Source organism: Streptomyces sp. NPDC096132, assembly GCF_044763345.1.
Classification (GTDB): domain Bacteria; phylum Actinomycetota; class Actinomycetes; order Streptomycetales; family Streptomycetaceae; genus Streptomyces.
Window position 1 is genome coordinate 1 of sequence record NZ_JBIWGA010000058.1, and the last position, 26,744, is coordinate 26,744.

The following is a 26,744-nucleotide window of genomic DNA, read 5'->3' on the forward strand; positions in this document are numbered from 1 at the left end:
GAAGACGGCCGTGCCCGAGCGCGTCCGCCGGATCAGCTCCCAGGTGCGCGGGGCGTACTCGGGCGCGTAGTTGCTGCTCACCCCGTCGTGCCCGATGGCCTCGGCCAGGCCCGGCACGCCGTTCCAGTCGAGCTGGAGGCCGGGCGCCATGACGAGGTACTCGTAGGTGAGTTCGTCGCCGCCGGTCAGGGTCACCGTGCGGGCTTCGGGGTCGACGGCCAGGGCGCGGCGGCGGATCCACCGTACGCCGTCGGGTATGACCGATCCTTCGGGGCGGTGGGCGGCGCTCAGGGGTGCCTGGCCGCCGCCGACGAGGGTCCACAGCGGCTGGTACCAGTGGGTGTCGGACGGTTCGACCAGGGTGATGTCGGTGACGCCGGCGCGGCGCAGGCGGGCGGCGACGCTGATGCCGGCGCTGCCGCCGCCGATGACGGCGACACGGTGACGGCCGGAGATCGGGGTGTCGGTGGGGGAGGGGGTGGCGGCCAAGGCGGTGCTCCTTCCGGCTGGCCGGTGTGCGGGTGCCGTGTCGTACGGGGTCAGGCGGCGTGTTCGTGCGGACCGGCCACGACGGGATGCCCGCCGCGGGCCCAGGCGCCGGTGCCGCCGGTGACGGAGTAGGCGTCGATGCCGCGGGAGTTCATCCAGTCGGCGCCGGTCCGGCTGCGGTTGCCGCTCGCGCAGATCACGTACACCGCCCCGTTGGTGGGCAGTTCGCCGCACCGGGCGGGCACGGTGCGCAGCGGCATCAGTCGCGCGCCCGGCACGTGCCCGGCCGCGTACTCGTCCGCCTCCCGTACGTCGACCACCAGACCGCCGTCGGCCCAGGCCGCCGCGAACGCCTCCTGCGTTGTTTCGCGAGCCACTTGGTTGCCTCCTCAAATACCCCCGGGGGTTTCTTGTCGTCGACGGTACGACTCCTCGGAGCAGGGCGTCAAATACCCCGGGGGGTATTTGCCCGCCAGGCAACTCGCGGCTCGGTGCCAGGGCCGGGAACAAGCCGTGATCCCCGTGTCCCGGCCCTGGGCAGCGTGGGCGGTGATCAGCTCGTTGACGACGACGAGACCGATACCGCTGCCGCCTCCGGCGCGAGCGCGGGCTCCGCGCCACAGGCGCTGGAAGACGTACGGCAGCTCTTCGGCGGGGATGCCCGGACCGGCGTCGGCCACTTTGACCAGCGCGGGCGTGGCGGACGTCGTGACCGTGAGGGTGTCGCCGGGACGGTCCCGGCCTGTACGTGGCCGGGACCGTCGGGTGTCGGCCGGGTGAGGCGGGCGCCGCTTCGGCCCCGCGCGGTGGTCACCCCGTCGGCGGTCGGGATGCAGGCGCCGAGGGCGATCGACATGGCTGGAGCCGACGGCGACGTTCGGCACCTTTGAGGCCGAAGGGGGCGTCACCCGAGCGTTCGGCGCGCCATTGTGGGGTTTCAAGAGATATGTGGCGGACGCGGCGCGGGAGGGAACGGTGTACGTAGGCTCCCGGGCGGACGACGGGTGAGGTCGAGGGAGCGGGCGGAAGGTTTGGTGGACGGGTTCGAGCGGTGGGACCGGATTGAGGAGGAGGCCATCGACAGGCCGGAGCGGACGGAGCAGCCCGAACGAATGGACGATGAGGCCGAGGTCGGCGAAAGCGCCGAGTATGTCCATGTCCTGACCCGGTGTTATTGCGACGACGGTGACGAGGGCGCGCTGGACGAGGCGCTGCATCTGGCAGGGAGACTGGATCCGTTCGTGATCACGGATCCCGTGCGGCGCGCGACGGCCTTGCGGTGGATCGGCCTCGCGCTGCAGTACGACTACGAGCGTTCCGGCGATCTCGACTCTCTGGAGCGGTCCGTACGGGCTCTCCGGCAGGCGGCCGAAGCCGTCCAGGACCGCGACGACCATGGTGCGTACCTGATCAACCTGTGCAACGCTCTGCGCCAGCTGGACGAGGAGTCCCAGGGGCCCGGCCCGGGCGAGGAGGCGGTAGAGGTGGGACGGCTGGCCGTCGCCGCGACCGCCGGGTCGCACGACCGTCCGGCGGCGGCCAACAACCTGGCCCTTGCCCTGTGGGCGCGGTACGACCGCACGGATGACGCCGCCCTGCTGCGGGAGGCGACCGGGCTGCTGCGTGAGGCCGTCGAGGCGGCGCCCCACGAGGACGAGCACCGCGTGCGCCACCTCGGCAACCTCGGGCTGGTGCTGCGCGAGCAGTATGTGGCCTTCGGGGACAAGAAGGTCCTTGAGGAGGCCGTCGCGGAACTGCGACGTGCGGTTGAGACGGCCGGCCCGGACCACCCCGACGCGTCGGACCTCACCGGCAACCTCGGCATTGCGCTGCAGGATCTGGCCGAGCGCACAGGGGACAGGGCGACACTGCGGGAGGCCGTCGCGTTGCTGCGAAGGGTGGCCGACGCCGGGGACCCGGGTGATCCCGACCACGGCCGCAACCTGTCGAATCTCAGCGCGGCCCTGCAGGACTGGTACGAGATGGTCTCGGACACGGCCGCCCTGCGGGAGAGCGTCGAGCGTGCCCGTAGGGCCGTGGCCGTCACCCCCGACGGGCATCCCCACCTGCCGGCCCGGCTCAGCCACCTCGGTCTGGCGCTGCGAATGTCGTACGAGAACACCGGCGCCCTGGCGAACCTGCGCGAAGCCGTAGCGGTGAGCAGGCGAGCCGTAGAGGAGGCCGACGTCGCATATCCCCGGCTCGGTGTGTACCTGTCGAATCTGGGCTCGGCGCTGCGGTTCCTCTACGAGCACACCGGTTCGGTCGCCTCTCTGGAAGAGGCGATCGAGATGACCCGGCGGGCCGTCGAGGTCACCCCCGGCGACCGCTACCAGCGGGCCGCCTACCAGTCCAACCTGGTCCTGGCGCTGTGGACCCGCTACGAGCGCAACGCTGATCTGGACACCCTGAAGGAGGCCGTCGACGCCGGGCGCTCAGCCCTCGCTCTCACCGATCCCGACAGTCCCGACCACCACCGCTACGCCACCAACGTGGGTCTGGCGCTGTGGACCCTGCACGACCGTGAGCCGGAGTCGGCGGCCCTCGACGAAGCGGTCGAGATCATGCGTGACGTGTACCACCGGACCGAGAGCGACCACGCCGAGTACGCGCGGTTCGCCTCGAACCTGTCCAACGCCCTGCGCGCACGTCATCTGCGTGGCGGACTGCCCGCCGACCTCGACGAGGCGCTCACCGTCGGCAGAGCGGCTCTGGAACACACGAAGGCCCGACAGGGGCACGTGGACCATGCCAAGCACCTGTCGAACGTCGGCGCCCTGCTGATCGACCGCTACCGCCGCCGCAAACGGCCGGAGGACCTGGACGAGGCCCTCCCCCTGCTCCGCGAAGCGGTCACGACCACACCGCCGGATCACCTCGATCACGCCCTCTACTCGTTCAATCTGGGTGAGGCCTGCCAACTGCGGGCGCTGAGAGGGCTTCGGTCAGCGGGCGGGGCACCGACGACCGAGCTGTCACCGGCGAGGAACGAGCGGTTGGCGGACGAGGCGTCGGCGGACGAGGCGCTGACCCATCTGCGGGCGGCCGCCGGGGCGCCACAGGCCCCGCCGTCGTTGCGGGTCGAGGCGGCGTGGACAGCGGGCGGCCTGTATGCGGCCAGGCGCGACTGGCCACAGTGTCTGGAACAGCTCGCGACGGCGGTCGAGCTGCTGGCCCGCGTCACACCGCGCCATCTCACGCTGCGAGACCGGGGACACGGCCTCACCAGGTTTCTGGGTCTGGTCTCGGACGCGGCGGCCGCCGCACTGCACTGCGGCGAGAACGACCGCGCACTGCTGCTCCTGGAGGAAGGGAGAGGCATTCTCCTCGATCAGGCCCTGGACCGAGACGATGATCTTGTACGGCTTCGCGCTCAGGCACCGGAACTGGCCGAACGCTTCGCATCCCTGCGTGAACTGCTCGACACCCGTGTCCCGGGCCCGGCGGAGCAGCCGGACCCCGAACCGGAGCGGGGACCGCGATTCGGCCCCGCCCATCCGCGCGACCGGCGGCATGCCGCGGCGGCCGAGTGGGACGAGCTTGTCGCCAGGATCCGCGAGGTGCCCGGCCTCGATCGTTTCCTGCGCCCACCACCCCTGGCCGACCTGCTGGCCGCGGCCCCCACCGGTGTCGTCGTGACCGTGAACTGCAGCGACTACCGCTGCGACGCACTGGTCGTGGCCGCCGAGGGGGTACGCCCGGTCGCCCTGCCGAAGCTGAGCGTGCCCGACCTCCTCGCCCGGTCACGGGCTCTGCAGGACGCGCTCACCGAGGTCACCGAGACCGCGGGAAGAGCTCGCAGGGCCGCCGAACGCCGCTTCGGCACGAAGTTCACCACCCTGTCCCAGTGGCTGTGGAGCGCTGTCGTCGAACCGGTCATGCAGACCATTGCGCCGTCCGTCGGCCCGTACCGCGTCTGGTGGTCCCCGACCGGGCCGCTCACCTCGCTGCCGTTGCACGCCGCCGGGCGGGACGCTCCGGGCGATCTGCTCGACATCGCGGTCTCCTCGTACACACCGACCGTACGAGCACTTCGAGCCGTGACCACGGCCACGCCTCACCTCGCCCGTTCCCCGGCTGCCGATCACCCGCGGGCGCTCGAACCGGACGAGGCGTCACGGGACGGTGACGCGCCCGGCCCCGGCGACGTCCTGGCGGTGCCCGCGGACAGCGTGCTGCTGGTCGACGCCGCCCCTGACCTGGACGCGGCCAGGCGGGAGACACGAGAGGTCGCCGCCTTGCTCGGCACGCCGCCCCCGCTCAGCGGCGGGAGCGCCACCAGGGAGGCCGTCCGGAGCGCGCTCACCGGATGCACCGTCGCGCACCTGGCCGTTCACGCCGTCGGCGATCCGGCGGACCCCAGCCTCAGCCACCTCACGCTGGTCGACGGACCGCTCACCCTGCTGGACGTCATGGAGCTTCGGCCGGAGCGTCCATGGCTGGCCTACCTGTCCGCCTGCGACACCGCCGAACCGGGCACCGCGCTCGCCGACGAGGCACTGCACCTGGCCGCAGCCTTCCAGGCCGTCGGTTTCCCGCACGTGGTGGCGACCCTGTGGCCGGCCGAGGACGGGACGGCCGCCGAGCTCGCCCGGTCCTTCTACTCGTACGGGGTTCCGGCCGAGCCCGCGCACGCCCTGCGGCGGGCGGCACGGGCCCTGCGCGACGAGCACCGCGACCAGCCCTTGCGCTGGGTGCCCTACCTGCACATGGGAGCGTGACCGATGACGGCCGTACTGCTGTGGGAGCTCGACGAAGGCGCCGCGACCGGACTGGCGGGGGCGCTGCGGGAGATCCTCGGGGCACAGATGGACGTGGTGTCGGGGCGCCCGCTCGCCGAACTGCCCCAGGCTGCCGTCGGCCGCACCGTGCTGCACCTGGTCGGCGCCGACACGGCCGTCCGGGCCCTTGTGGGGCTGACCGCCGACGACGGGAGCCGACTCGGCGGAGAGGCCCTCCTGCGGCTGTTGCCGGAGACCGATCCGCCCGACTGCGTCGTCCTCGACTCGTGCTACCAGGTCGACCAGGCCAAGACGCTCGCCGGGACCGTGCCTCGTCTCATCGGCCTGCCGGCCCGGATGGGACGAGGCAACGCCGACGCTTTCCTGCTCCGCTGGTACCGGCGGAGCAGCGGCGACGGTGGTCCCGACGACGTGGTCGACCAGGCCCTGGAGGAGTCCTCCGCTCTCGACCTCCCCGAGGAGCTCCAGCCCCAGTTGCACGGCTTCGAGGACGCCGACGTGAGTCTTCGCCGGGACACCGCCGAGGCGTCGCAGGTCAAGGTCTGGTACGGCACCAACCGGGTCCCCCGGGCGGACGCCCTCCTGTACGGCGAGGCCGACGACACCCTTCATCAGGGGTCCTGCTCGGTGACCGTGCCCAAAGCGGTGCGCCTCGGCAGGACCAGGCTCTCTCCCCTGCAGCGGCTCACCTCTCCCGGCGGACCCTCCGGCTTCACGCTCACACAGCACCGGACACTCACGGCCGTCGCGCAGTGGGACGAGGTCCGGCAAGCCCTCGCCGCCGATCCCACCGGCCGGCGCAGCGTGCTGCTCTACATCCACGGTTACCGCACGACATTCGTCGAGGCAGCCCTGCGCGCCGCCCAACTGCACGCCGACCTGAAGGTTCCCGGAGTCACCGCCTTCTACAGCTGGCCCTCCAGCGGCAACACGGGCGACTACTGGGCCGACGAGGACGCCGTCCAGCACGGCGAACGCTATCTGTGCGAGTTCCTCCGGGAACTGTGCCTGCACTCGGGTGCCAACAACGTCAACGTCCTGGCCCACAGCATGGGCAACCGGGCCCTGTTGCGCGTCGCCATGCGCGCCGCCGAAGGATCACTGAGCACCCAGGGCGTACGGCTCGGCCAGGTGATCCTCGCCGCTGCCGACGTGGGACGGCGGTTCTTCCAGACCGAGGCCCTCAGCTACCACACCGTCGCCGACGGCGTCACCATGTACACCTCGTCTCGCGACCAGGCGCTTCGCAGTTCCGCGATCGTGCACAAGGGGCCGCGGGCGGGCTTCACGCCCCCGCCCACCACGATCGCCGGGATCGACACCATCGACGCATCCCGTATCGACCTGTCCCTGCTCGGCCACGGCTACTACGCGGCCGCCCGCCCCGTCCTGGCCGACATCCACGCGATCCTGTACGGCCAGCACGCCCCGGGCGCCCGTATCGGACTGGAACAGGACCCCACCACCGGAAGCTGGATCTTCCGCAGGTGAACGACGCCTCCTCGGCTTCGGCGCCAAGTAGGGGTCCTGAATACTGCCCGGTGCCGGGACTTAATGAAGATGGCGGTCCGCCTGCTGCCGCCGAGGGAATCGCCCTGGCGAGGCGGTAGGAATGCCGGCCGCGTGGCTGGTCAGGCCACGGTGACGCTGTCGTCGAGGTAGACGTCCTGGACGGCGTGGAGGAGTTCGACGCCCTCTGCGGTGGGCCGTTGGAAGGCTTTGCGGCCGGTGATGAGCCCGGTGCCGCCGGCCCGCTTGTTGATCACCGCTGTCCGTACGGCCTGCGCGAGGTCTCCCTTTCCTGTGGAGGCGCCGCCGCTGTTGATGAGTCCGACGCGTCCCATGTAGCAGTTGGCCACCTGCCAGCGGGTGAGGTCGATCGGGTGGTCGGTGGTGAGTCTGTCGTACAGGCGCTGGTCGGTTTTGCCGAAGTCCAGTGCGGGGTAGCCGCCGTTGTTCTCCGGCTGCTTCTGCTTGACGATGTCGGCCTCGATGGTTACGCCGAGATGGTTGGCCTGGCCGGTGAGGTCGGCCGACAGCGAGTAGTCCACGCCGTCCTTCTTGAACGCCGAATTGCGAAGGTAGCACCACAGCACGGTGAACATGCCCAGTTCGTGGGCGCGCGCGAAGACCTCACTGGCTTCCTGCAGTTGGCGGTCCGACTGTTCCGAGCCGAAGTAGACCGTGGCACCGACACCGACCGCGCCGAGTTCGAAGCACTGTTCGACGTTGCCGAACATGATCTGGTCGTAGTGGTTCGGGTAGGTCAGCAACTCGTTGTGGTTGAGCTTCACGATGAAGGGGATCTTGTGCGCGTAGCGCCGCGACACGGATCCGAGCACGCCGAGTGTGCTGGCGACCGCGTTGCAGCCGCCCTCGACGGCGAGTTCGACGATGTTCCTGGGGTCGAGGTAGCGGGGGTTGGCGGCGAACGCCGACGCGGCGGAGTGCTCGATGCCCTGGTCGACCGGCAGGATCGACAGGTACCCCGTGCCGGCCAGGCGGCCGTGGTCGAAGAGGGACTGCAGGTTGCGCAGCACCCGGGGCGAGCGGTCGGTCGCGGCCACGGTCCGGTCGACGAAGTCATGACCCGGGAGTACCAGGTCATCCTTGGGAATCCGGTGGGCGGTATGGGCCAGCAGATCCCCGGCCTCGTCGCCCAGCAAGCCCTGGATGTCGGTCATCGGCTCACCTCTCCGGTCGTTCGGAAATGCCAGAGGCGTGTCCGGGTTCCCCCGGCCACCGGGCCCACGCTTCCAGGTGTCAGCCCCAGCCGCACGCGGCGGTGCGGTCATTCGGCTCCGCCGACGGTGGCCAGGTGTTTGTCCACGCGGCGTCGCCCACGCACCGCTGACCGCCGGCCCTGTCGTGAGACCGGCGCCCGGTGCTGCGTCCTGTTGCCCGGCGGCCGTCCGCCGCCCCTGACCGGGAAGTGGAACGAGTGCCGCAGTACGCGTGCGGGATGGCGCCCACGGTGACGGGGCGGAGCGTGGCAGACGTGGTCCCGGTGCAGGCGCAGTCCTCGACCGTGCGCGCGGTCACGACGGGCATTTCCATGACGGAGGTCTCCTGGTGCCGGTGTTTCTCCGGCCTGTTGACGGCACGCGGTCAACGGTTGAGATGGGCATGGGCTCACCAGATCGAGCGTGATCGTCAGCGCCTGTTGGTGGATGGTGCCCACGCGGACTGCGCTTCCGGTCCGGGCGCCAGAGCCGTCCTGCCGTGGAACAGCGGAAGGGGCAGGCAGGACGGCGTACCGGCCGCGGAGGTGCGAGCCGGCAGAAGAGGACAGGACGAGACCTGTGGCGGCGAGGGCAGCCCGAAGCGATGGCGGCGAGCGCGGAACGGGACAGCGATCGGTCCCCCCATCGTCAGGGGCGCGCCACCCCCGTGGGGCCGTGCCGATTCCGTAGCGGAGGCAGGCGAGGCGGGTGCTGCTCTAGATGTGTTCAGGGCCGGTCGGCGCGCGATGCCGCGGGTCCGAGGGTGTACTGGAAGTGGGCAGGACATCACTCCCGATGGACCGGCCCTGCGACGGGATCTGTGTACTTGCCTCGTCCGACGCCACGAGACGGAGGACGGTGAGGCGAAGCCGTGGTCGGAGCGGGACGGATGTCGTTCGGGCGGCGGCTTGAGCAGGGGAGAGCGTTGTGAGGGCGACGTTCGTTCTGGGACGGATCGCGGGAGTCCGGGTCGGTGTGCACTGGAGTGTGCTGATCGTCTTCGGCATCATCGCGTTCGGTCTGTCGCAGGGCCGCCTCCCGGAGACGTATCCGGGGCGTGCCTGGGCGGTGTACTGGGCGGCCGGTCTGTGTACCGCCGTGGTCTTCTTCGCCTCCCTGCTCGCACATGAGCTGGCGCACGCCGTCGTGGCCCGACGCAACGGCGTCGAGGTGGACGACATCGTGCTGTGGCTGCTGGGCGGAGCGGCCCGGCTCAGGACCGAGGCGTCCAGCCCAGGAGCGGAACTGCGGATCGCCGGCGTCGGCCCCCTCGTCAGCCTCCTGCTGGGTGGGCTCTTCGCGCTCGGCGTCTGGCTGCTCGACCTGGCGTCCGCGTCCGGGATCGTGGTGGAGATGGCGGCATGGCTGGCGGGCATCAACGTGCTGCTCGCGGTCTTCAACTCGGTGCCCGCCGCCCCGCTCGACGGCGGCAGGCTGCTGCGCGCGTTCCTGTGGTGGCGCACGGGGGACCGGCTTCGGGCGACAGCAGGGGCGACCGCGGCGGGGCGGGTCTTCGGGTGGCTTCTCGTGGCGCTCGGTGTGGTCACGTTCCTGACCAACGGCGCGTTCGGCGGCCTCTGGCTGGCGCTGATCGGCTGGTTCCTCATCGCGACCGCCACCGCCGAGGGACAGCAGGCCCAGCTGCGCGGCGTGCTCGCCGGTGTACCGGTGCGGGACGCCATGACGCCCGAACCGCTCACCGTTCCCGCGGACACCACGGTCGCGGAGTTCCTCACTGGCGGGCGCTACCGCTACCGGCACTCGGCGTTCCCGGTGACCGACGACGGGGTCCCGGTCGGGCTGGTGACGCTGGACAGCGCCAGAAAGGTGCCGCAGGCGGCGGCCTGTGCCGTGAGGGTGAGGGAGGTGATGGTGCCGCTGTCGCGGACCACGGTGGTCGGGCCCGACGGCCCACTGACTGATCTGCTGCCGCGCATGGAACCGGGCGCCGAACACCGGGTCCTGGTCGTGGACGGCGGCAGGTTGGTCGGGATCGTCTCGCTGTCGGACGTCAGCCGTACCGTGACTTGGCTGATGAACACCGCTCCCCGGCAGCAAGGTGGTCGGTGACCGTGTCCGGACGGCATCCGGCCCACCACGGTGGGGCAGGCACCGCCCTGATTCGGTCACCTAGTTCCGGACGAGCGCGGCAACGAGCTGCCTCCGGCCCGTTCCGCCGGGGAACCGCATCGCTCGTGTGGCGCACTGCGGCGATGGGCAGCCGGTCGTTGATCGAGGCGTGGCAAGCCGGAAACAGCCGACCTCGAACAGGGTCGACAAGACAACCGCGTCAGCGGGCTATGCGGATCTACGGGACGAGCTGCGGAGTGCGCTGGCGCGCAGCGAGGCGGCGTTCGTGCGACGTCTGGGGTTCGCGGCAGCGGCTGACCATGACGGGCTTCTCCACCCGCCGACGAGGGCGGAGGCTCCCGCCGGAGACCATCCCGCGGTGGTCACATCGGGGCGCGTACGAGGGCCGGCGACCGCCGCCAGTGGGAGGCGGCGACCGTCGTCCCCGAAGCCCACCACCTGACCCATCCCGATTGGAAAACGGCTCCGGCACCGCGGCCGGCGGATGCCGCGGACGCGCGAACTCTGCTGCGGAGGTTGCACGTCTCGGATGCCTGACCACGTACGCGGATGCCTGAACGACAGGGCACCGAGTCGAGGGAACGAATCGCGTTGAAGGACGGAACGGAAAGCACGAGCACGTCGCAGGCGTCGGGGCGGTTGGTGCGGCGTGGCGTCAGCCCGTCCTACCACTTCTTGCCGGAGCCTCAGACGAGGAAATCCCGGTCCGGCGCCTGATCGCCTGATCGCCCGATCAAGGCCGACCTCGGCGACCTGAGCGCAGAGGAACAGGCACAGATCCAGCAGGCCGTCGCCGGGGTCCGCCGCAGCGGCAGCGTGATGCTCGGCATGTGCCTCATCGGCCAACCCCTGCCCGACGTCCGTCCCCGGATGTACGCATGACGACGGTGTGCCAAGGCCGCCAGGACGGAACCGACTGCCGACGGCGGCGGGTGGCCGATACGCTCACAGGAGCGGCCCAGAACGGCTCGCCCATCAACGTCTCCGGCATCGCCCTGCAGGCCGGGGCGGACCGCGCCTTCCTCTACCGCCACCACGACCTGCTCGCCCTGGTCCACGCCGCCGAAGTCGAGCCTTCCGCGCAGGACCCGGCTGGCGCCACCCTCGTCAGCCGTGCCTCGCTCCAGGCCGACCTCGCCAACGCGCAGGCACGCAACACCCGGCTCGTACCCCGCGCCCAGCAGCTGGCCCGCTGATGTCGAGGTACTCCAGCGGACGAGCATCCGCATGGAACGGCAGGCCGTCGAACCGAAAGCGTCCCTGGAGGAGCGCGACGCCGAACTGGAGGCTGCCCGGGAATCCAACCGGCAGATGACCAGGGCCCGGAACCAGCGGGAGTGACTTGGCCGTCAGCCGGGCGCGTCACTTCTGAGATCAGTGCGCGGACGCGGGTTTCGATCGCGTCGCGGATGGGGCGTACGGCCTCAACACCCTGCCCGGCCGGGTCGTCGAGCTGCCAGTCGAGGTACCGCTTGCCGGAGAAGACGGGGCAGGTGTCGCCGCACCCCATGGTGATGACCACGTCGGATGCCTGGACGGCCTCCATCGTGAGGATCTTCGGGGTCTCGGCGGAGATGTCGATGCCGACCTCCTTCATCGCCTCCACGACGGCCGGGTTGACGGCGGCGGGAGCGGATCCGGCGGAGCGGACCTCGACGCGGTCGCCCGTGAGGTGTGTGAGGAAGGCGGCGGCCATCTGGGATCGGCCGGCGTTGTGGACGCAGACGAACAGCACCGACGGACGCGGCGTGGCGGAAGAGCTCATGAGAAGGGGCTTTCTCGGGAGAACGGATCGGTCAGGAGACGGCGGGTTCCGGTTCGCCGTTCGGGACGGCGACCTCATCCGGGACGGGGGCAGGGCGGCCGTAGACCGCAGCGATAGCTCCCAGCCCGAACACGGCTCCAAGGAGTTGGGCAGCGATGAACGGGGCGACGGAGGCAGGGACGATGCCGGCGAAGGTGTCGCTGAACGTCCGGCCGATGGTCACCGCAGGGTTCGCGAAGGATGTGGAGGAGGTGAACCAGTACGCGGCCCCGATGTAGGAGGCCACCGCGGCAGGAGCGAGCGTGGCGCGGTCGATCCGGCTCAGGCCGAAGATCAGCAGGATCAGACCGGCCGTCGCGACGACCTCACCCAGCAGCAGGTGACCGGCGGACCGGTCGTGGACGGAGAACTCGCCCAGCGGTTTGGCGAACATGGCGTCAGCCAGGACCGCGCCGCCGATCGCGCCCGTGATCTGAGCGGGCACGTACGCGGCGACGTCCCGCCAGTTGAGGCCGTCCGTAGGGCGGCGGCTGGTGAACCAGGCGGCCAGGGTGACGGCCGGGTTGAAGTGCGCGCCGGAGACCGGCCCGAGTAGCAGGATGAGCACGCACAGGCCGAAGACCGTGGCGAGGGAGTTGGCGAGCAGCTGCACGGTGCGCGGGGCGATCGGGTTCTCCTCCTTCGGCGTGCTTGCCTACTACGCCGTCGCCAACGCCGCCGCTGTCACCCTCACACCGCAGGAGGGCCGTCCGGCCCGGATCGTCCCCGTCGTCGGCCTGGCCGGATGTGTCGTCCTCGCCTTCGCCCTGCCGCCGGCCTCAGTGATCTCCGGAGCCGCCGTACTGGCCGTCGGTGCCGCAGCCTACGGTCTCCGCCGCACTCTCACTGCCCGACGGGCCTCCTGAAGCCGGCTGGCCGCGGCCAGGGGCGTCGTCGCCGAGGACCTCGCGGGCCAGCTCCCGCAGTGCCTGCCGGTCCTCGGCCAGGGCCTTCCTGCCTGCCTCCGTCGCGGTGTAGACGCGACGGGTGCGCCCGTCGACCACGCGCTGCTCGGAGCTGAGCAGCCCGTCGGCCTCCAGCCGGTGCAGCGTCGGATACAGCGTGCCCGGGCTGATGTCGTAGCCGTGCCGGGCCAGTTCCCCGGTCATCCACGCGCCGTGGATCTCCTCCTCGGCCGCGTGGTGCAGGATGTGCAGCCGCACCGCACCTCGCTGGAACTCCCGCACCCGAACCCACCTCCAGCGCCTGCCGCACGGCAGTGACGGATCCGATATCGGCAACCGATTCTGCGGCGCGGGTCAGGCCTTTCCGGGCGTCCCGCAGCCGAATGACGAGCCATAGTGGCGGTGCCGGCCACGAACCGCCCGACGGGGCGGAAGGTGGCCGCCGTCGGCGACCTGGTGAAGCGCAGCCCTGGCACGCTCGATCCGAAGCAGCCGGGCAGGCGCGGCGCGCGTGTCTGCCGGCGTGGCGGCGGGGCGAGGAAGGACAGGACGTCGAGGGCGATCGCCGGTGGCCGCCGGCACATGATCCACTCCTGCCGCTCGCGCTCGGAAACGGCGCCCTGAGCCAGGGGCCCTCCTTGGGCCCTCGCGCGCACGCCGTGCGACCGACCCCTGTCTCACGGCCATGACCCTGGGGCGCGTGCGGGGGATCAGGACTGGTAGGCGACCAGTGCCATCATGCCCGCCTCGCCGTGGTAGGCGTTGTGGCAGTGGAGCATCCACTGTCCCGGGTTGTCGGCGTCGAAGAACACGGACACCGTCCTGTGCGGCAGGACGATCGTGGTGTCCTTGCGTGGTCCGCTGCTGCCGAGTTGGTAGGTGTGGCCGTGCAGGTGCATCGGGTGCCACATGGCGGTGGTGTTGACGAAGTCGAGCCGGACCCGCTGGCCCTGTTCCACGGTGATCGGATGCGCGGTCGGGTCGCTCATGTCGAACCGCCGGCCGTTGATGGCCCAGTTGTACATCATCATGCCGCCGGTCAGTTCGATGCGGTGGACCCGGTCGGCCTTCTTCGACGCCAGTCGGACGTCGTCCGCCGCGTTCAGCTGCGATGCGGCCATGAGCTTGCCGTCCAGTTCGGCCGGACGGACGGTTGCCTCGGGGGTGCTGCCGGAGCCGGTGCGGATGACGGCCATGCCGGTGGTGTTCTTTCCCTCGGCCAGCGCCACCAGGGGGAAGACGCCGTCGTCCAGGGTGACGAGGACGTCGTAGCGTTCGCCCATGCCGATCAGCAGGGCGTCGACTCGCTGGTGCCGGACGGGGAAGCCGTCGGTATGGGTGATGGTGAGTTCGTGGCCGCCGAGGGCGACGCGGTAGGCGGTGTCGCTGCCGGCGTTGATCAGGCGCAGCCGTACCCGTTGGCCGGGCTTGCCGCGGAAGACCGCCGGGTCGGCCGGAACGCGTCCGTTGACCAGGTGATACGGGTACTTGACGTCGCCGGCGTCGCCCCCGAGCAGTGGGCTCCGAGCGCCCATCAGCATGAATTCCGTGCTCGTGCCTGAAGCGGAGGACGCGGCGGAGGGGGCGCTGGCCGTGCCGCCCATGCCGCCCATGTGCATCCCGCCCATGCCGTGCTGCAGCTCGGTGAAGACGTCGTCCGGGGTCCCGGTGACGCCGTCGAGCCAGTCGTCGAGGACGACCACCCATTCCTCGTCGTACGACAGGGGCTCCCTGGGGTCCTCCACGATCAACGGCGCGTACAGGCCCCGGTCGAGCTGGACACCGATGTGCGGGTGGAAGAAATACGTGCCGGGCGTGTCCGCGGTGAACCGGTAGGTGAAGTTGCGTCCTGCTCGGACTGCGGTCTGGGTGGCCGGCGGTGCGCCGTCCATGTCGTTGCGCAGGGCGATGCCGTGCCAGTGGAGGGAGGTGGCGGTCTGGTCCGGCAGCTGGTTGGAGAGCGTGGCGGCCAGTGTGTCGCCGGCCGAGACGCGCAGTTCCGTGCCCGGGATCCGCCCGTCGAAGGCCCAGGTCCGGGCTGTGACCCCGGTGCCCAGGCTGACCGTTGCCTGTGCTGCGGTCAGGGTCAGTTCGTGGGTCCTGCCGGTCCTGGTGCGCTTCTTGTCGGCGGCGGCGACGGCTGAGCCGGAGGGGCTGATGAGGGCAGGTGCGCTGCTGGAGCCGCTGCAGGCGGCGAGCGCGCCCGCGCCCGCGGCGCCGAGTCCGGCCAGCAGGACGGAGCGGCGGTTCATGCTGCTGTTCACAGGGGTGTCCCCTTTCTCGATGTCGCTTGTGTTCGACGCGCGTGCGGACGGCTGCGCGCACGCGTGGGTGCGCGCGGCCGCGGGCGCGGCCTACAGCAGCAGTCGAGAGAGAACGCAAAGGTCCGGTGGCGCCCGGCCCGTGGTGCCCGGGACGTCCCGGCCGCCGGCTGTTCCGGGGAAGGCCGGAGCGCCGCAGGTGGACGGCTGGTGGGGCGGCACGAGTTTCATGCCGTCGACGCCGACGGCGGCACAGTGCTGCATCACTGTGCCGGAGCACGTCCCGGCGTCGTCGTGGATCGCGGCCGGGCCTGTGGTGAGCGACGGCATGGCATGCCCGCTCGTGTGGACGGACGGGGCCGGCATGGCTGTGTGGCCCATGCCTGCCATGGCCCGGGCGGGCAGCACGTGCGTGACGGCGGCGGCCGTTTCGTGATGCACGAGCACCGCGAGAGCGGCCATCAACGCGATGACGGCAGCGCGTGTCCACTGCGGCGCGGCGCCGCGAGCGCCGTACGGCCGGTGGTCGGCTGTCGTCATGGCTTCCGTCCGTGCTGACGTGAAACAGTGATCGCCACCAATATACCCGGGAGGGGTAAGGGCGCGACTGGAGCAGAGAGGGAGACGGACGCACCACACCGGTGGCTACAGGCGCAGTGCGCGACGCAGGGTTTCGTTGAGTTCGGTGTATTTCTCCTCGGCGTGGGTGGGATCGGTGCGGGCGGTGTCGGTGACACAGACGCGGACGTGGTCGTCGAGGAGGCCGAGGGCGACTTCCTGCAGAGCGCGGGTGGCGGCGGTGATCTGAGTGAGGACGTCGATGCAGTAGCGGTCGTCGGTGACCATGCGGGAGATGCCGCGGATCTGGCCTTCGATCTTGTTCAGGCGGTCCAGGTGATCGGCCTTGTGGCCGGTGTAACCAGGCGCCTGAGGGGGCTGCCCGTGAGCGTCTCGCGGGGTGGCAGCCGTGGTCATCGGTGTTCGCCTCCCTCGCGCGTGCCGCCGTTCGTGGGTGTGGTGTAGCGGTCCGGGGCGGCGTCGAAGGCGGCGGCGCAGTGGGCGGAGCAGAAGGAGTAGGTACCGTGCGCGGTCTGCCGGTGTTCGGGGGCAGTCGCGTTGTCCACGTGCATGCCGCACACCGGGTCCGCGACCAGGGTGTCGCTGTCGTCCTGGGAGGCGGGGCCGTGTTCCTCGTGGCCTGCCGTCGTCGGCGTGCTGCTGGTCGGGGCTCGGCCGGCGGCTGACTCGACGTGGGGCTGGACGCGGGTGGGCCGGGTGTCGGGCAGCGGCTGTAGGTGCCGACGGCGCAGCCGGGAGGCGTTGGTGACGACCGACAGGGAGCTGAGCGCCATGGCCGCGGCGGCGATGATCGGGCTGAGGCGGATGCCCCACAGCGGGTACAGGGCGCCCGCGGCGAGCGGGATGCCGACGGCGTTGTAGACCAGGGCGAAGAACAGGTTCTGCCGGATGTTGCGCATGGTGGCCCGCGACAGCCGGATCGCGGTGACGACGCCACCGAGGGAACCGGAGATCAGGGTGATGTCGGCGGCCTCGATCGCGACGTCGGTGCCGGTACCGATGGCCAGGCCGACGTCGGCGGCGGCCAGGGCGGGGGCGTCGTTGATCCCGTCGCCGACCATGCCGACGGTGCGGCCCTCGCCCTGCAGACGGCGGATCTCGTCGGCCTTGTGCTCGGGCAATACCTCGGCCAGCACCCGGGTGACGCCGACCTGGGCGGCGATCGCTGCGGCGGTGCGGGCGTTGTCCCCGGTGAGCATGACGACGTCGACGCCGAGACGCTGCAGGGCGGCGATGGCAGCGGCCGAATCGTCCTTGACCGTGTCGGCGACGGCGAGCACACCGGCGGACCGTCCGCCGACCGCTGCGAGGACCGGGGTCTTGCCCTCCGCCGAGAAGCGCTCCGCGACGGAGACGAGCCCTGCCGTGTCGATGCCGGCGTCGGAGAGCAGACGGGCGGTGCCGACCACGACGACGCGGCCGTCCACGGTGGCCTGGACCCCCTTGCCGGTGACCGAGTCGAAGCCGGTCGCGGCCGGCCACTCCAGGCCGCGCCCGCGGGCACCCGTCACGACCGCCTGGGCGAGGGGGTGTTCGCTGTCGGCCTCGGCCGCCGCCACCAGACGCAGCAGCTCGGTGTCGTCGAACCCGCCGACAGGACGGACGTCGGTCAGGACGGGCTTGCCCGCAGTGATGGTGCCGGTCTTGTCCAGCACGACGGTGTCCAGCTTGTGCGCCGTCTCCAGGGCCTCGGCGGAGCGGATCAGGATGCCGGACTGGGCGCCCTTGCCGGTGCCCACCATCACCGACAACGGGGTCGCCAGACCCAGGGCGCACGGGCAGGCGATGATCAGCACGGCGACCGCGGAGACCAGGGCCAGGGTCAGAGCAGGGGACGGGCCGAGCGCGAACCAGACGGCGAAGGTGCCGATCGCGACGGCGATCACGACGGGCACGAAGTAGGCCGACACGGCGTCGGCGAGCCGCTGGATGGGGGCCTTGGACGCCTGGGCCTGCTGCACCAGGCGGATGATCTGGGCCAGCATCGTGTCCGCGCCGACCCTGGCCGCCCGGACCCGCAGGGAGCCGGTGCCGTTGACGGTGGCCCCGATGACCGTGTCACCGGTGTGCTTAGTGACGGGCATCGGCTCGCCAGTGACCATCGACTCGTCGACCGGGGAGGAGCCGGAGAGCACCTCGGCGTCGGCGGGGATCTTCTCCCCGGGCCGGATGACGATCTCGTCGTCCACCACCACGTCCTCGATGGGGATCTCGGTCTCGGCTCCGTCCCGTACGACACGGGCGGTGCGGGCCTGCAGGCCCAGCAGGGCACGGATGGCCTCGCCGGTGCCGGCCTTCGCGCGGGCCTCGAGCAGCCGTCCGAGCAGGATCAGGGTCAGGATGACGCCGACGGCCTCGAAGTAGACCTCCCGCACGTCCTCGGGCAGCAGGCCGGGGGCCAGGGTGACGAGGAGGCTGTAGCCGTAGGCGGCACTCGTGCCGAGGGTGATCAGGGAGTTCATGTCGGCGGCCCGGTGGCGCAGGGTCAGCCAGCCCGTCACATGGATCGGCCATCCGGTGTAGAACATCACCGGCGTGATGAGCGCCAGCTGCAGCCAGTGGTTCAGCATCCAGGCGGGCACCCAGTCGGCGCCGAACAGTTCGTGTGCCATCACCGCGAACAGCACGGGGGCGGTGAGGACCGCACCCAGCAGCACTCTGCGGGTGAGGTCCTGGATCTCCGCCTGCCGCTCGGCGACGTCCGCTGCCTCCGCCTCGGCCGCCGTCCGTTCCTCCCCCGACGGCGGCCCGCCGGTCACGGGAGGAGCAGGAGGAGGCGCGGTTGTGGTGCCGTGGCCGTCCGGGGCAGGCGGTGCGGAGCCTTCCGCAGGTTCGACCAGCAGCGTGCCGTGGATCATGTTCATGCCGCAGGCGAACCCGAAGGAGCCCTGACGGTCGGGGTTCAACCGCACCGTGGTGCGGGTGTGGGCAGGCAGGCCCGCCCCGACCATCAGGTCGGGGAAGACCACACGGGAAGTGCACTCGCCGGCCTCTTGCCGGTCGAAGACCAGCTCCACCGGGGTGCCTTGGCGGACCTTGATCAGATCGGGGCTGTAGCCGCCCCGCACGGTGACCTCGACCCGCTGCACGCCGCCTTCCAGCTGGGCGGCACCGGCGCGGCGTGGTCCGAAGAAGTACCAGCCGAGCGCGGCGATCAGCACGGCCGAGGCCAGGATGACGACGACTTCGAGGGCACCCATGCGCTGCTCGCCTCCCTTGTCCGTTCACCCTCCAGCCTGCGCCCGGACTACCCCTACCTGGTAGGGGCGCAATGGCCCACCGGTCCTGGACCATCCGGCCCCAGACCACCACGACGGGCAGCGGGACGATGCAGGTGAAGGCAGAGGCCGCCGGATGCCCTCCGTATTCGGCCACGGAACAAGGCCGAGGCAGGTGAGTGGCGATGATGTTCTGGTACGACCACGGCGTCAGCGGCTGGGGCTGGTTCGCGATGTCGGCCGGCATGGTCCTGTTCTGGGCGCTGATCATCACAGTCGCCGTGCTGCTCTTCCGCGCCGTCAACCGGCCCCAGGAGCACACCCACCCCCCGGCCACACCCTCGGCCGAGGACATCCTCCGCGAGCGGCTGGCCCGCGGCGAGATCGACGAGGACGACTACCGGCGCCGCCTGAACGCACTGCACGCCGGACCCGCCACCAAACCCTGAAACCCGCAGGTGCACCGGTCGCGGTGCACCTGCCCTCCTGCGAAGGAGGCCGGTCATGAACAAGCGCGACTACGGCCTGTACACACTCGCCGCCGCGATCGTCATCGCCACCGTCCTGATCGTCGGCGCGCCGCTGCAGAACCTGATCTGGCTCGCGGTCCTCGTGGCCTGCCCGCTGATGATGTTCTTCATGATGCGCGCCATGCACGGCCAGGACATGCATGACGGACCCGATCAACACCGCCACGAACGGGATGAAGGCCCGCTGCACAAGCAAGACCACCCCACCGGACCCAGCAGGCCCTGACCGACCCGCGGGCCCCGGGCGCCGGAGGTGAGTGCCATGGCCGCAACGGCCGCCACACTGATCGGGCTGCTGATCCTGACAGCTCTCGTCCACGACGTCACCCGGCTGTTCGGCAGCGATGAACCGCGCCGCCCACCACTGGCCCGCCTGCGGGGACGGCGCGCCGCCCTGGAAGCCGCCGAGCTGTGACTGGTGGGCCTACGCCTGCACCACCGCCTCGACTCGGCCACCTACCAGAAGCGTATGAGCAGCCTCGCCCAGCGGCGCACACCCGCCCGCCTCGCCTCCGGCGTGGGAGGTTGCCATGGCTGACGCCGCGTAGGGCTGTGGCCGCTGGTCGTCCTCAACGCCTTGCTCTTCGTCCGTGTTCGCCGTCAGCTTCTCTGATCGTGCGGCGGGCCAACCCGCCGGGGCCTCATGACTGCGGCAGACAGACAGGTTCAGTCACGGGGAGCCATGTTGAGGCCAAGAGTGCGTCCAGGCGCGGCTGCCCGGCATGGCATGGCAGCGACGCGGGACCACCGACGTTCGGCCGTCGGCTGGCTGGACGCTACCGGGGCAGGGTCTGGGTGACGCGCCAGAGCCGGCGCGGGAGGTCGCCCTCTTCGAAGGCGTGGACCTCATCGAGTGTCCAGCCGTCGGCGAGGGCGTCGACGAGGGGGCGGTCGAAGAAGTGCACGGCGAAGCCACCGTGTTCGAAGATGTCGTCCCCGCGGGCGGTGCCGGCACCGTAGTGGGCGTCGCCGGTGTGCCGGACGGTGTAGACGAAGACACCGCCGGGCCGCAGCACGCGGCGCACCTCGCCGACCAGCGCGCGGATCTCCTTCGTGGACAGGGCCATGCACAGCAGCATGTGCGCGAAGACCGCGTCCACGGAGGCGTCCGGCAGGCGCAGCGGATCCCGCACGTCGTGCACCACGGCAGTCACCCGTTCCGCCACCCCCAGCCGCCGGGCAGCGTCGCGCAGCTGCTCCAGGCCGGTGACGGAGAAGTCGGTGGCCTGGACGGAGAAGCCCTCACGGGCGAAGTGCAGCGCATCCCGGCCGTGCCCGGCGCCGAGTTCGAGCACGTCTCGGACGCCGGCCGCGCGAAAGACCCCGGCCGCATGGATCGCCGGGGCAGACGGCTCGGCGCCGTACATGCCGGGGTGGGCGGTGTAGGTGTCCTGCCAGTGCTCCCGCTGCGCATCGGCCAGATCCTGCCCGTCGTCCGTCACAGACATCGTCCTCTCCTGCTGGTGAAGTGAAGCGTAGGCCGAAAGCCTGACCGGACCATAGTTCATGGTCTCGTGAATTCAGAAGTCTGTGTACTGTCGCTGGTGTGCTGACCGCTGCCTCCGACATCGACGTGCTGGCCCGCTTCGGCCGCGCCCTCGCCGACCCGATCCGCTGCCGGATCCTGCTCGCCCTGCGCCAGGCCCCCGCCTATCCGGCCGACCTCGCCGAATCCCTCGGCATCTCCCGCACCCGCCTGTCCAACCACCTGGCATGCCTGCGCGACTGCGGACTGGTCGTCACCGCGCCCGACGGCCGCCGCACCCGCTACGAACTCGCCGATGAACGCCTCGGCCACGCCCTGGACGACCTGCGCAGCGCCGTGGTGGCGGTGGAGACCGACCGCGCGTGCGTCGATGCCGACGACAAGGGGTGCGGCTGATGGCCGCGATATACCTCGGGCCCTCACCGGCCCGCCGCGACGTCCTCGGCAGTCGCATACGGCTGCTGGTGGCGGCCACGATCCGGCAGTTCTCCGCAGCCGACCACGCAGTACGGGAGGCGCGCGAGCCGCGCACCCTGAGGATCATCGCGATCTCGTTCCAGACCCTGCCGTGCACGTACCTGTCCGCCGTCCTCCCGGCCGGTCTGGTCCTCAACACCACCCTCGGCTGGTCCGGGGTCGACCCGATCGCCGCGTGATCGCCGTCATCGCCGACAAGGAAGGCCGCAACGCCTGGCGGGGCAATGGCTGCTGCGCACCGTCCACAGCCGCGGTGGCATCTGACGCCGGCGCCGAGGCCGATGCATGCGGCTGCCAGCCGGGCTGCGACTGCTGCTGAGGGAAACGGGAGCCTGACTTGCATCCGGTACCCGGGTACTGGTTCACCGTCAGGGATGTTCCCGCATGTACCGGGCGCGGCACGACGACGGTAGTGGTCACTGTGACGACCTGGGTACCGCAGTCCTGCACTCTGCCCACCACCGAGCAGCCGCCGCGGGTAGCGGAATTCGACGCGCTGTTCGCCGAGTGGCCGGCCGGTGCGTCCCGGCCCGAGAGGCTGCGGCTGGAGCTGGTGCTCAGCGTAGGTGAGGGCCTGGAGGCAAGGGTGCGCGACCTGGTGGCCCGCGAGAGCGGATGCTGCTCGTTCTTCACCTGGATGTGCCGTGAACGGCAGCCCTCCGAGCAGCGGGCAGGTCGCGGACGCGGCGGTCACAGCCGGGGTGCCGGTGCGGCCTGGCGGTCTGCGGGTGTACCGACTCGTCCAGTCCGGCTTCATACAGCGGCGGCGGATGGCAGGGAGAACCTGGCTGTCGACGTGCGGGCCGACCGCTGCCAGTGCTTGCACCACCGAGGGCTGCAGGGGCCGCTCGTTCCGGCCCTGACCTGTGGGTTCCGGTGCCCCTTGCCGAGCGCCTCGGCCAATCGCCGTCACGGCACGGCCAGTCGGACCGCCGTGACCTTGTACTCGGGGCAGGAGGTGACGGTGTCGGCGTGGTCGGAGGTGAGGCGGTTGACTCCGCTCGAGGGGAAGTGGAAGGAGCAGAAGACCTGGCCGGGGGCCGTCTGTTCACCTACGCGGGCGACGAGCCCGGCCCGGCCGTGCCGGCTCTCCACCGCGACCCGCTCGCCGTCGCGCACGCCGTAGCGGCCGGCGTCGTCGGGGTGGAGGTCGAGGAAGTCGACGGGATCGAGAGCGAGGTTTCCCCCGTGCCGGGTCATGCTGCCGGAGTTGTAGTGCGCCCAGCGCCGCCCGGTGACCAGGAGCAGGGGGAAGTCGTCGTCGGGCTGCTCGCCGGGCGGGAGATAGGGAGCGGCGGCGAGGTGGGCCCGACCGTCCGGCGTGGCGAACCGTTCCGTGTACAGCTTGGCCTCGCCTGGCCGACGGGGGTCGGGACAGGGCCACGGCACGGCGCCCTCGCGGTCCAGCCGGTCGTGGGAGAGCCCGGCGAAGACGGGCGCGAGCCGACCGCACTCGGAGAGAGCCTCGGCTGGAGTCGCGCACCCGAGGTCGGCTCCCATGGCTGCGGCGAGGTTCCGCACGATGTCGAAGTCGGTGCGGGCCTCTCCGGGCGGGGGCACGGCGGGGCGGACCCGCTGGAACCGGCGGTCGAAGTTGACGAAGGTGCCGTCCTTCTCCAGCCACGAGGCGGCGGGGAGTACGACATCGGCATGCCGGGCGGTCTCGGACAGGAACAGCTCGTTGCAGACGACGAGCGGGCAGGCGTCCAGGGCCTGTGTGACCCGGTTGGTGTCGGGATCGGTGGCGCAGACGTCCTCGCCGATGATCCACAGTGCCCGCAGGTCTCCGGCTCGCGCGGCGGCGAACATGTCCGGGATGCGCAGGCCCGGCCGCTCGGGCACCCGTGCCTCCCAGACCTTCTCCGCCCGCGCGCGGACGGCCGGGTCGGTCAGCTTGCCGTACCCGGGCAGGACGTCCGGCAGCGCGCCCATGTCGGAGGCGCCCTGGACGTTGTTCTGGCCGCGCAGCGGGTTGACTCCGTAGCCGCGGTCGCTTCCCACGGCACCCCGCAGGATGGCCAGGTTGGCCAGGGAGCGCACGCCGTCGGTGCCGTGCAGGTGCTCGGTGACGCCCAGGCCGTAGACGATGGACGGCCGCTCGGCCCTCCCGTACAGGCGGGCGGCGGCGACCAGGTCCGTGGTCGGTACGCCCGTGATGTCCGCGACCCGTTCGGGCGGGTGGTCGGCCAGCAGCGCGGTGAGCTCCGGTAGGCCGGTGGCCCGCTCGCGCAGGAACTCCTCGTCGGTCAGCCCTTCGGCGAGCAGGATGTGCGCGAGCCCGTGGAAGAGCGCCACGTTGGTGCCGGGGCGGGGCCGCAGGTGTACGTCGGCGTGCCGGGCCAGGCCGACGGCGCGCGGGTCGGCCACCACCAGCGCGGCCCCGTGCAGCACCCGGTTGAGCAGCCGCGCTCCGACCACCGGGTGGGCCTCGACGGGATTGGCCCCGACCACCAGCAGACAGTCGGCCCGCTGCACGTCGTCGAAACTGTCGGTGCCACCGGAGAGGCCGAACGACGCCGTGAGGCCGGCGGCGGACGGAGAGTGGCACAGGCGGGAGCAGTTGTCGACGTTGTTGGTGCCGAGGACGACTCGCATGAACTTCTGGACCAGGTAGTTGTCCTCGTTGGTGGCGCGGGCGGAGGAGATCGCCGCGACGGCGTCGGGGCCGCCTGCCTCGACGGCCGCGCGCAGCCCCCGCGCGACGTGGGCCAGCGCCTCGTCCCAGCCGACCGGCTCCAGGACGCCACCGCGCCGCAGAAGCGGCCGGGTGAGCCGCTCGGGCGAGGTGCGGAAACCATGGGAGAAGCGGCCCTTCACGCACGCGTGCCCCTGGTTGACCGGGCCGTCCCGAGCGGGCAGCACCGCAGCGATCCTACCGTCCCGGACCACCACGTCGAGGGCGCAGCCCACGCCGCAGTAGCCGCAGGTCGTGCGCGTCGGCGCTGCTGCGGGACGGATGCCGGAGGTGAGTCCTCGCGCGGGCCCCGGCTGGGTGATCGCCCCCGTGGGACAGCTGTCGACGCAGCCTCCGCACGCGACGCAGTCCGACTCGGCCCAGGGGCCGCCGGTGCCGGGGGCCACGACCGTGTCACCGCCTCTGCCGACCAGGGTGAGGGCGAAGGTCCCCTGTACCTCGGAGCACATCCGCACACACCGGCCGCAGGCGATGCACAGGTCCCGGTCGAGATGGACGTACGGGTGGGAGTCGTCCCCGCCCTGGTCGTCGGCACCCCGCGCCGTCTCGGGGGCGATGCCCAGGGACCGGCAGGTCCGGGCGAGTTCGCTCGGGTTGTCGTCGGCGAGTGCCCGGGGCGGCAGAGCGGAGGCGATGAGCTCCACCGCGTCCCTGCGCAGGCGGGCGAGATCGGCGGTGGCGGTTTCGACGCGGGCACCTTGGGAGGCGGGGGTGACGCACGCCGCGACGACCCGCCCGTCCGCTCGCACGAGACAGGTACGGCACGACCCGGCAGGGCTGAGCCGGTCGTCGGAGCACAGTGCGGGCAGTTCGGTCCCGGCCGCCCGCACGGCTTCGAGCAGGGACGCCCCCTCGGGCACCTCCATACCGATGCCGTCGATTTCGATCCAGGTCATGGGGCCCATCCCGCCAGTCGGTCCCCGTAGGCGCGGGCGAGGCTGCGCACGGCGGGCGGGATCCGCCGCCCGAAGGCGCACAGGCTCGCCTCGGCCAGCACCCGGGACAGCCGCTCCCACTCCCGGCCCGGCGGAGCGCCGCCGGACGCCCACTCCAGGCCGCGGCGCGAGCCGACCCGGCACGGAGAGCACGCACCGCAGCTCTCGGCCGCGGCGAACTCCCACACGTGCCGCAGCACCTCCCGCGGTGTCACACGATGGTCGAAGGCGACCAGCCCGGCATGACCGAGGGCGGCCCCCCGGGCCGACAGCCCCTCCTCCGACAGCGGGACGTCCAGCGCGTCCGGGGCGAGGAAACCGCCCAGCGGTCCGCCGACCTGGAGCGCGGCCAGGTCGGCGCCGTCCTTGAGACCACCGCCGAGTTCGACGACGATCCGCCGTACCGGCGTGCCGATCTCGACCTCGTGGCACCCCGGCCGGGCGAACCGTTCGGAGAGGCAGACCAGCTTGGTCCCCGTCTCGGCGGGCGTGCCGCGCCGGGCGTACGCCGCTCCGCCGCGCCGCACGATCCACGGGACGGCCGCCAGCGTCTCGACGTTGTTGACCACGGTCGGCGCGTCCCACAGACCGCGCTCGGTCGGATACGGAGGGCGGGAGCGGGCGCAGCCACGACCGCCCTCCAACCCCGCGATGAGCGCCGTCTCCTCACCGGCGACGTAGGAGCCGGCGCCTTCGAGGACCTGAATGTCCAGGCCGGTGGCCGTTCCGTGCACCGACGGGCCGAGATGGCCCTCGGCGTAGGCCCGCCCCACCGCGTCGCGCATCCGTGCCAGAGCCGCCGGGTACTCGGAGCGCACCAGCACCACACCCCGGCGGGCGCCGCAGGCGAAGCAGGCCAGGGCCAGTCCCTCCAGCACCCGCCCCGGGTCGGCCTCCATGAGCAACCTGTCGGCGTACGATCCCGGATCGCCCTCGTCGCCGTTGGCCACGACCACGGTGCCGAGCGCGCGGCCGACCGCCTCCCACTTCGCCGCCACCCGGAAACCGGCACCACCACGTCCCCGCAGCCCCGACACCGCCACCTCCCGGTGGATGTCCTGCGGAGAGCCCGCCGTCACTGCCTCCGGCCACACCTGCCACGCGCGCTCACCTGCCAGAACACCGCCCAGCAGGACCGGATCGCCCGTGTCGTCGCTCGCGGGGATCGCCGACGCCCTGGGCGACTCCCGCCCCGCGAGCTGAGCGGAGAGGCTGGAACCCGTGCACGGTACGTCGCCGTCGAGCGCGGCGGGCCCCGCGTAGCAGTACCCGAGACAGCGGACCGCCTGTAGCGAGACGTCACCGTTCGGCGAGACCGTGCCGGGCGAGACTCCCAACTCGTCCTCCACATCCACGAGGTGCCGTCCGGCCCGCACCGCGAAACACGCCGTCGCGGTGCACACCCGGACGTGGCGGCGGCCGTGCGGGGCCGCGAGGTCGGCGTAGTAACTGGCCGGTCCGAGCGCGGCGGCACCGGGTAGTCCGGCGCGCGCCGCCACGGACGGTGCCCAGACCTCCGGGCCGTCCGAGGCGGTGGCCCTGGCCTCGGCCAACGGCTCGATCAGTCCTCCGGCCCGCCCATGCCGGCCGGCCAGGGCCCGGAAAGCGTCGAAACGGTCGGCAGGACCGTCGGGAACCATGTCCTCATCGTCGCGGCGGCCGGACCAGACCGCATCCCGGCTCACGGCGCCTTGCGCAGGGCGATCGGTTCGTCGCCGCCCATGTCGAGGCGGAACGGGGGATAGGCGTCCGTCATCAGGGCGGCGTAGGCGACGACCCGCAGCACCCACCGGTTCAGGCCCGTGATCA

At 71.6% G+C, this 26,744-nt stretch carries 21 protein-coding genes and 4 pseudogenes; 10 read left to right on the forward strand and 15 right to left on the reverse strand.

Annotated features, from left to right (window positions below; all coding sequences use genetic code 11):
• The 3 genes from ACIRF9_RS51035 to ACIRF9_RS51045 form a co-directional block, all read right to left on the reverse strand.
• Nucleotides 1–489, reverse strand: a 489-nt coding sequence (locus tag ACIRF9_RS51035) for an FAD-dependent oxidoreductase (protein ID WP_403837270.1), incomplete at its 3' end; no start/stop codon positions are given.
• A gap of 50 nt (nucleotides 490–539) precedes the next feature.
• Nucleotides 540–866 carry a rhodanese-like domain-containing protein gene (locus ACIRF9_RS51040; RefSeq protein ID WP_403837271.1) on the reverse strand — a complete coding sequence of 109 codons (327 nt, stop codon included), beginning with the start codon at nucleotides 864–866 and terminating at the stop codon, nucleotides 540–542.
• A 12-nt stretch (nucleotides 867–878) separates the two neighbouring features.
• Nucleotides 879–1,706 carry an ATP-binding protein gene (locus ACIRF9_RS51045; protein WP_403837272.1) on the reverse strand — a complete coding sequence of 276 codons (828 nt, stop codon included), beginning with the start codon at nucleotides 1,704–1,706 and terminating at the stop codon, nucleotides 879–881.
• Here ACIRF9_RS51045 and ACIRF9_RS51050 point away from each other — a divergent pair.
• Together ACIRF9_RS51050 and ACIRF9_RS51055 are read left to right on the forward strand one after the other, a co-directional pair.
• Nucleotides 1,602–5,210, forward strand: coding sequence for a CHAT domain-containing protein (locus ACIRF9_RS51050; protein WP_403837273.1), 3,609 nt, complete (start codon nucleotides 1,602–1,604; stop codon nucleotides 5,208–5,210). The genes ACIRF9_RS51045 and ACIRF9_RS51050 overlap by 105 nt on opposite strands.
• Nucleotides 5,211–5,213: 3 nt before the next feature.
• The gene (locus tag ACIRF9_RS51055; RefSeq protein ID WP_403837274.1) at nucleotides 5,214–6,722 is read left to right on the forward strand and encodes an alpha/beta hydrolase; all 1,509 of its coding nucleotides are present in this window, start codon (nucleotides 5,214–5,216) and stop codon (nucleotides 6,720–6,722) included.
• 140 nt (nucleotides 6,723–6,862) lie between these two features.
• Here ACIRF9_RS51055 and ACIRF9_RS51060 read toward each other — a convergent pair whose 3' ends face one another.
• Nucleotides 6,863–7,915 carry a class I fructose-bisphosphate aldolase gene (locus ACIRF9_RS51060; RefSeq protein WP_403837275.1) on the reverse strand — a complete coding sequence of 351 codons (1,053 nt, stop codon included), beginning with the start codon at nucleotides 7,913–7,915 and terminating at the stop codon, nucleotides 6,863–6,865.
• Between the two features lie 966 nt (nucleotides 7,916–8,881).
• Here ACIRF9_RS51060 and ACIRF9_RS51065 point away from each other — a divergent pair.
• Complete coding sequence (locus tag ACIRF9_RS51065) at nucleotides 8,882–10,024, forward strand: site-2 protease family protein (RefSeq protein ID WP_403837276.1); 1,143 nt, start codon at nucleotides 8,882–8,884, stop codon at nucleotides 10,022–10,024.
• 953 nt (nucleotides 10,025–10,977) lie between these two features.
• Entirely contained in the window at nucleotides 10,978–11,241 is a 264-nt protein-coding gene (locus tag ACIRF9_RS51070) for a hypothetical protein (protein ID WP_403837300.1), read from the forward strand.
• A gap of 167 nt (nucleotides 11,242–11,408) precedes the next feature.
• Here ACIRF9_RS51070 and ACIRF9_RS51075 read toward each other — a convergent pair.
• Nucleotides 11,409–11,810 (reverse strand): annotated as a pseudogene (locus ACIRF9_RS51075) (arsenate reductase ArsC); the annotation flags it as partial.
• A gap of 31 nt (nucleotides 11,811–11,841) precedes the next feature.
• Nucleotides 11,842–12,462, reverse strand: coding sequence for an aquaporin (locus tag ACIRF9_RS51080; RefSeq protein ID WP_403837277.1), 621 nt, complete (start codon nucleotides 12,460–12,462; stop codon nucleotides 11,842–11,844).
• On the opposite strand from ACIRF9_RS51080, the pseudogene ACIRF9_RS51085 reads away from it, so the two are divergent.
• A pseudogene (locus ACIRF9_RS51085) lies at nucleotides 12,455–12,715 on the forward strand (amino acid permease); the annotation flags it as partial. The gene ACIRF9_RS51080 and the pseudogene ACIRF9_RS51085 overlap by 8 nt on opposite strands.
• On the opposite strand, the gene ACIRF9_RS51090 reads toward ACIRF9_RS51085, so the two are convergent.
• The 5 genes from ACIRF9_RS51090 to ACIRF9_RS51110 all read right to left on the reverse strand — a co-directional run bounded on the left by ACIRF9_RS51090 (nucleotide 12,629) and on the right by ACIRF9_RS51110 (nucleotide 18,794).
• Nucleotides 12,629–13,036 (reverse strand): PadR family transcriptional regulator, encoded by a 408-nt coding sequence (locus ACIRF9_RS51090; protein WP_403837278.1) that lies wholly within the window; start codon nucleotides 13,034–13,036, stop codon nucleotides 12,629–12,631. The pseudogene ACIRF9_RS51085 and the gene ACIRF9_RS51090 overlap by 87 nt on opposite strands.
• A gap of 428 nt (nucleotides 13,037–13,464) precedes the next feature.
• Nucleotides 13,465–15,006: a multicopper oxidase family protein gene (locus tag ACIRF9_RS51095; protein WP_403837298.1), complete on the reverse strand. Its 1,542-nt coding sequence runs from the start codon at nucleotides 15,004–15,006 to the stop codon at nucleotides 13,465–13,467.
• A 102-nt stretch (nucleotides 15,007–15,108) separates the two neighbouring features.
• Entirely contained in the window at nucleotides 15,109–15,555 is a 447-nt protein-coding gene (locus ACIRF9_RS51100) for a hypothetical protein (protein ID WP_403837279.1), read from the reverse strand.
• Between the two features lie 105 nt (nucleotides 15,556–15,660).
• Entirely contained in the window at nucleotides 15,661–15,990 is a 330-nt protein-coding gene (locus ACIRF9_RS51105; RefSeq protein WP_403837280.1) for a metal-sensitive transcriptional regulator, read from the reverse strand.
• Nucleotides 15,987–18,794: a heavy metal translocating P-type ATPase gene (locus ACIRF9_RS51110; RefSeq protein ID WP_403837282.1), complete on the reverse strand. Its 2,808-nt coding sequence runs from the start codon at nucleotides 18,792–18,794 to the stop codon at nucleotides 15,987–15,989. The genes ACIRF9_RS51105 and ACIRF9_RS51110 overlap by 4 nt, the downstream gene beginning before the upstream one ends.
• 203 nt (nucleotides 18,795–18,997) lie before the next feature.
• Here ACIRF9_RS51110 and ACIRF9_RS51115 point away from each other — a divergent pair, with 203 nt between their 5' ends.
• Genes ACIRF9_RS51115 through ACIRF9_RS51125 form a run of 3 tightly spaced genes read left to right on the forward strand, consistent with a single transcriptional unit; the run spans nucleotide 18,998 to nucleotide 19,757 of the window.
• Nucleotides 18,998–19,261, forward strand: a complete 264-nt coding sequence (locus tag ACIRF9_RS51115; RefSeq protein ID WP_403837284.1) for an SHOCT domain-containing protein — start codon at nucleotides 18,998–19,000, stop codon at nucleotides 19,259–19,261.
• A 55-nt stretch (nucleotides 19,262–19,316) separates the two neighbouring features.
• Nucleotides 19,317–19,568 carry a DUF2933 domain-containing protein gene (locus tag ACIRF9_RS51120; RefSeq protein WP_403837286.1) on the forward strand — a complete coding sequence of 84 codons (252 nt, stop codon included), beginning with the start codon at nucleotides 19,317–19,319 and terminating at the stop codon, nucleotides 19,566–19,568.
• 36 nt (nucleotides 19,569–19,604) lie between these two features.
• Nucleotides 19,605–19,757 (forward strand): hypothetical protein, encoded by a 153-nt coding sequence (locus ACIRF9_RS51125; protein WP_403837288.1) that lies wholly within the window; start codon nucleotides 19,605–19,607, stop codon nucleotides 19,755–19,757.
• 361 nt (nucleotides 19,758–20,118) lie between these two features.
• Here ACIRF9_RS51125 and ACIRF9_RS51130 read toward each other — a convergent pair whose 3' ends face one another.
• Nucleotides 20,119–20,790, reverse strand: coding sequence for a class I SAM-dependent methyltransferase (locus ACIRF9_RS51130; RefSeq protein WP_403837290.1), 672 nt, complete (start codon nucleotides 20,788–20,790; stop codon nucleotides 20,119–20,121).
• A gap of 98 nt (nucleotides 20,791–20,888) precedes the next feature.
• Here ACIRF9_RS51130 and ACIRF9_RS51135 point away from each other — a divergent pair, with 98 nt between their 5' ends.
• A complete protein-coding gene (locus ACIRF9_RS51135) occupies nucleotides 20,889–21,224 on the forward strand; it encodes an ArsR/SmtB family transcription factor (protein WP_403837292.1) in 336 nt (111 codons plus the stop codon).
• Nucleotides 21,224–21,624 (forward strand): annotated as a pseudogene (locus ACIRF9_RS51140) (hypothetical protein). Before ACIRF9_RS51135 ends, ACIRF9_RS51140 begins: the two are co-directional and overlap by 1 nt.
• A 590-nt stretch (nucleotides 21,625–22,214) precedes the next feature.
• Here ACIRF9_RS51140 and fdhF read toward each other — a convergent pair.
• From fdhF to ACIRF9_RS51155, 3 genes and pseudogenes are all read right to left on the reverse strand, one after another.
• Nucleotides 22,215–24,896: a formate dehydrogenase subunit alpha gene (fdhF, locus tag ACIRF9_RS51145; protein ID WP_403837294.1), complete on the reverse strand. Its 2,682-nt coding sequence runs from the start codon at nucleotides 24,894–24,896 to the stop codon at nucleotides 22,215–22,217.
• A complete protein-coding gene (locus ACIRF9_RS51150) occupies nucleotides 24,893–26,575 on the reverse strand; it encodes an NAD(P)H-dependent oxidoreductase subunit E (RefSeq protein WP_403837296.1) in 1,683 nt (560 codons plus the stop codon). The genes fdhF and ACIRF9_RS51150 overlap by 4 nt, the downstream gene beginning before the upstream one ends.
• A gap of 41 nt (nucleotides 26,576–26,616) precedes the next feature.
• Nucleotides 26,617–26,744: pseudogene (locus ACIRF9_RS51155) on the reverse strand (DUF4389 domain-containing protein); the annotation flags it as partial.

Coding starts and splice junctions, on each gene's coding strand:
- ACIRF9_RS51045 (WP_403837272.1), bottom strand. CDS start 1,706: ATGCAGCGCCTCGTCCAGCGCGCCCTCGTCACCGTCGTCGCAATAACA.
- fdhF (WP_403837294.1), bottom strand. CDS start 24,896: ATGACCTGGATCGAAATCGACGGCATCGGTATGGAGGTGCCCGAGGGG.
- ACIRF9_RS51105 (WP_403837280.1), bottom strand. CDS start 15,990: ATGACCACGGCTGCCACCCCGCGAGACGCTCACGGGCAGCCCCCTCAG.
- ACIRF9_RS51050 (WP_403837273.1), top strand. CDS start 1,602: ATGGACGATGAGGCCGAGGTCGGCGAAAGCGCCGAGTATGTCCATGTC.
- ACIRF9_RS51125 (WP_403837288.1), top strand. CDS start 19,605: ATGGCCGCAACGGCCGCCACACTGATCGGGCTGCTGATCCTGACAGCT.
- ACIRF9_RS51095 (WP_403837298.1), bottom strand. CDS start 15,006: ATGAACCGCCGCTCCGTCCTGCTGGCCGGACTCGGCGCCGCGGGCGCG.
- ACIRF9_RS51055 (WP_403837274.1), top strand. CDS start 5,214: ATGACGGCCGTACTGCTGTGGGAGCTCGACGAAGGCGCCGCGACCGGA.
- ACIRF9_RS51110 (WP_403837282.1), bottom strand. CDS start 18,794: ATGGGTGCCCTCGAAGTCGTCGTCATCCTGGCCTCGGCCGTGCTGATC.
- ACIRF9_RS51060 (WP_403837275.1), bottom strand. CDS start 7,915: ATGACCGACATCCAGGGCTTGCTGGGCGACGAGGCCGGGGATCTGCTG.
- ACIRF9_RS51120 (WP_403837286.1), top strand. CDS start 19,317: ATGAACAAGCGCGACTACGGCCTGTACACACTCGCCGCCGCGATCGTC.
- ACIRF9_RS51100 (WP_403837279.1), bottom strand. CDS start 15,555: ATGACGACAGCCGACCACCGGCCGTACGGCGCTCGCGGCGCCGCGCCG.
- ACIRF9_RS51115 (WP_403837284.1), top strand. CDS start 18,998: ATGATGTTCTGGTACGACCACGGCGTCAGCGGCTGGGGCTGGTTCGCG.
- ACIRF9_RS51150 (WP_403837296.1), bottom strand. CDS start 26,575: ATGGTTCCCGACGGTCCTGCCGACCGTTTCGACGCTTTCCGGGCCCTG.
- ACIRF9_RS51130 (WP_403837290.1), bottom strand. CDS start 20,790: ATGTCTGTGACGGACGACGGGCAGGATCTGGCCGATGCGCAGCGGGAG.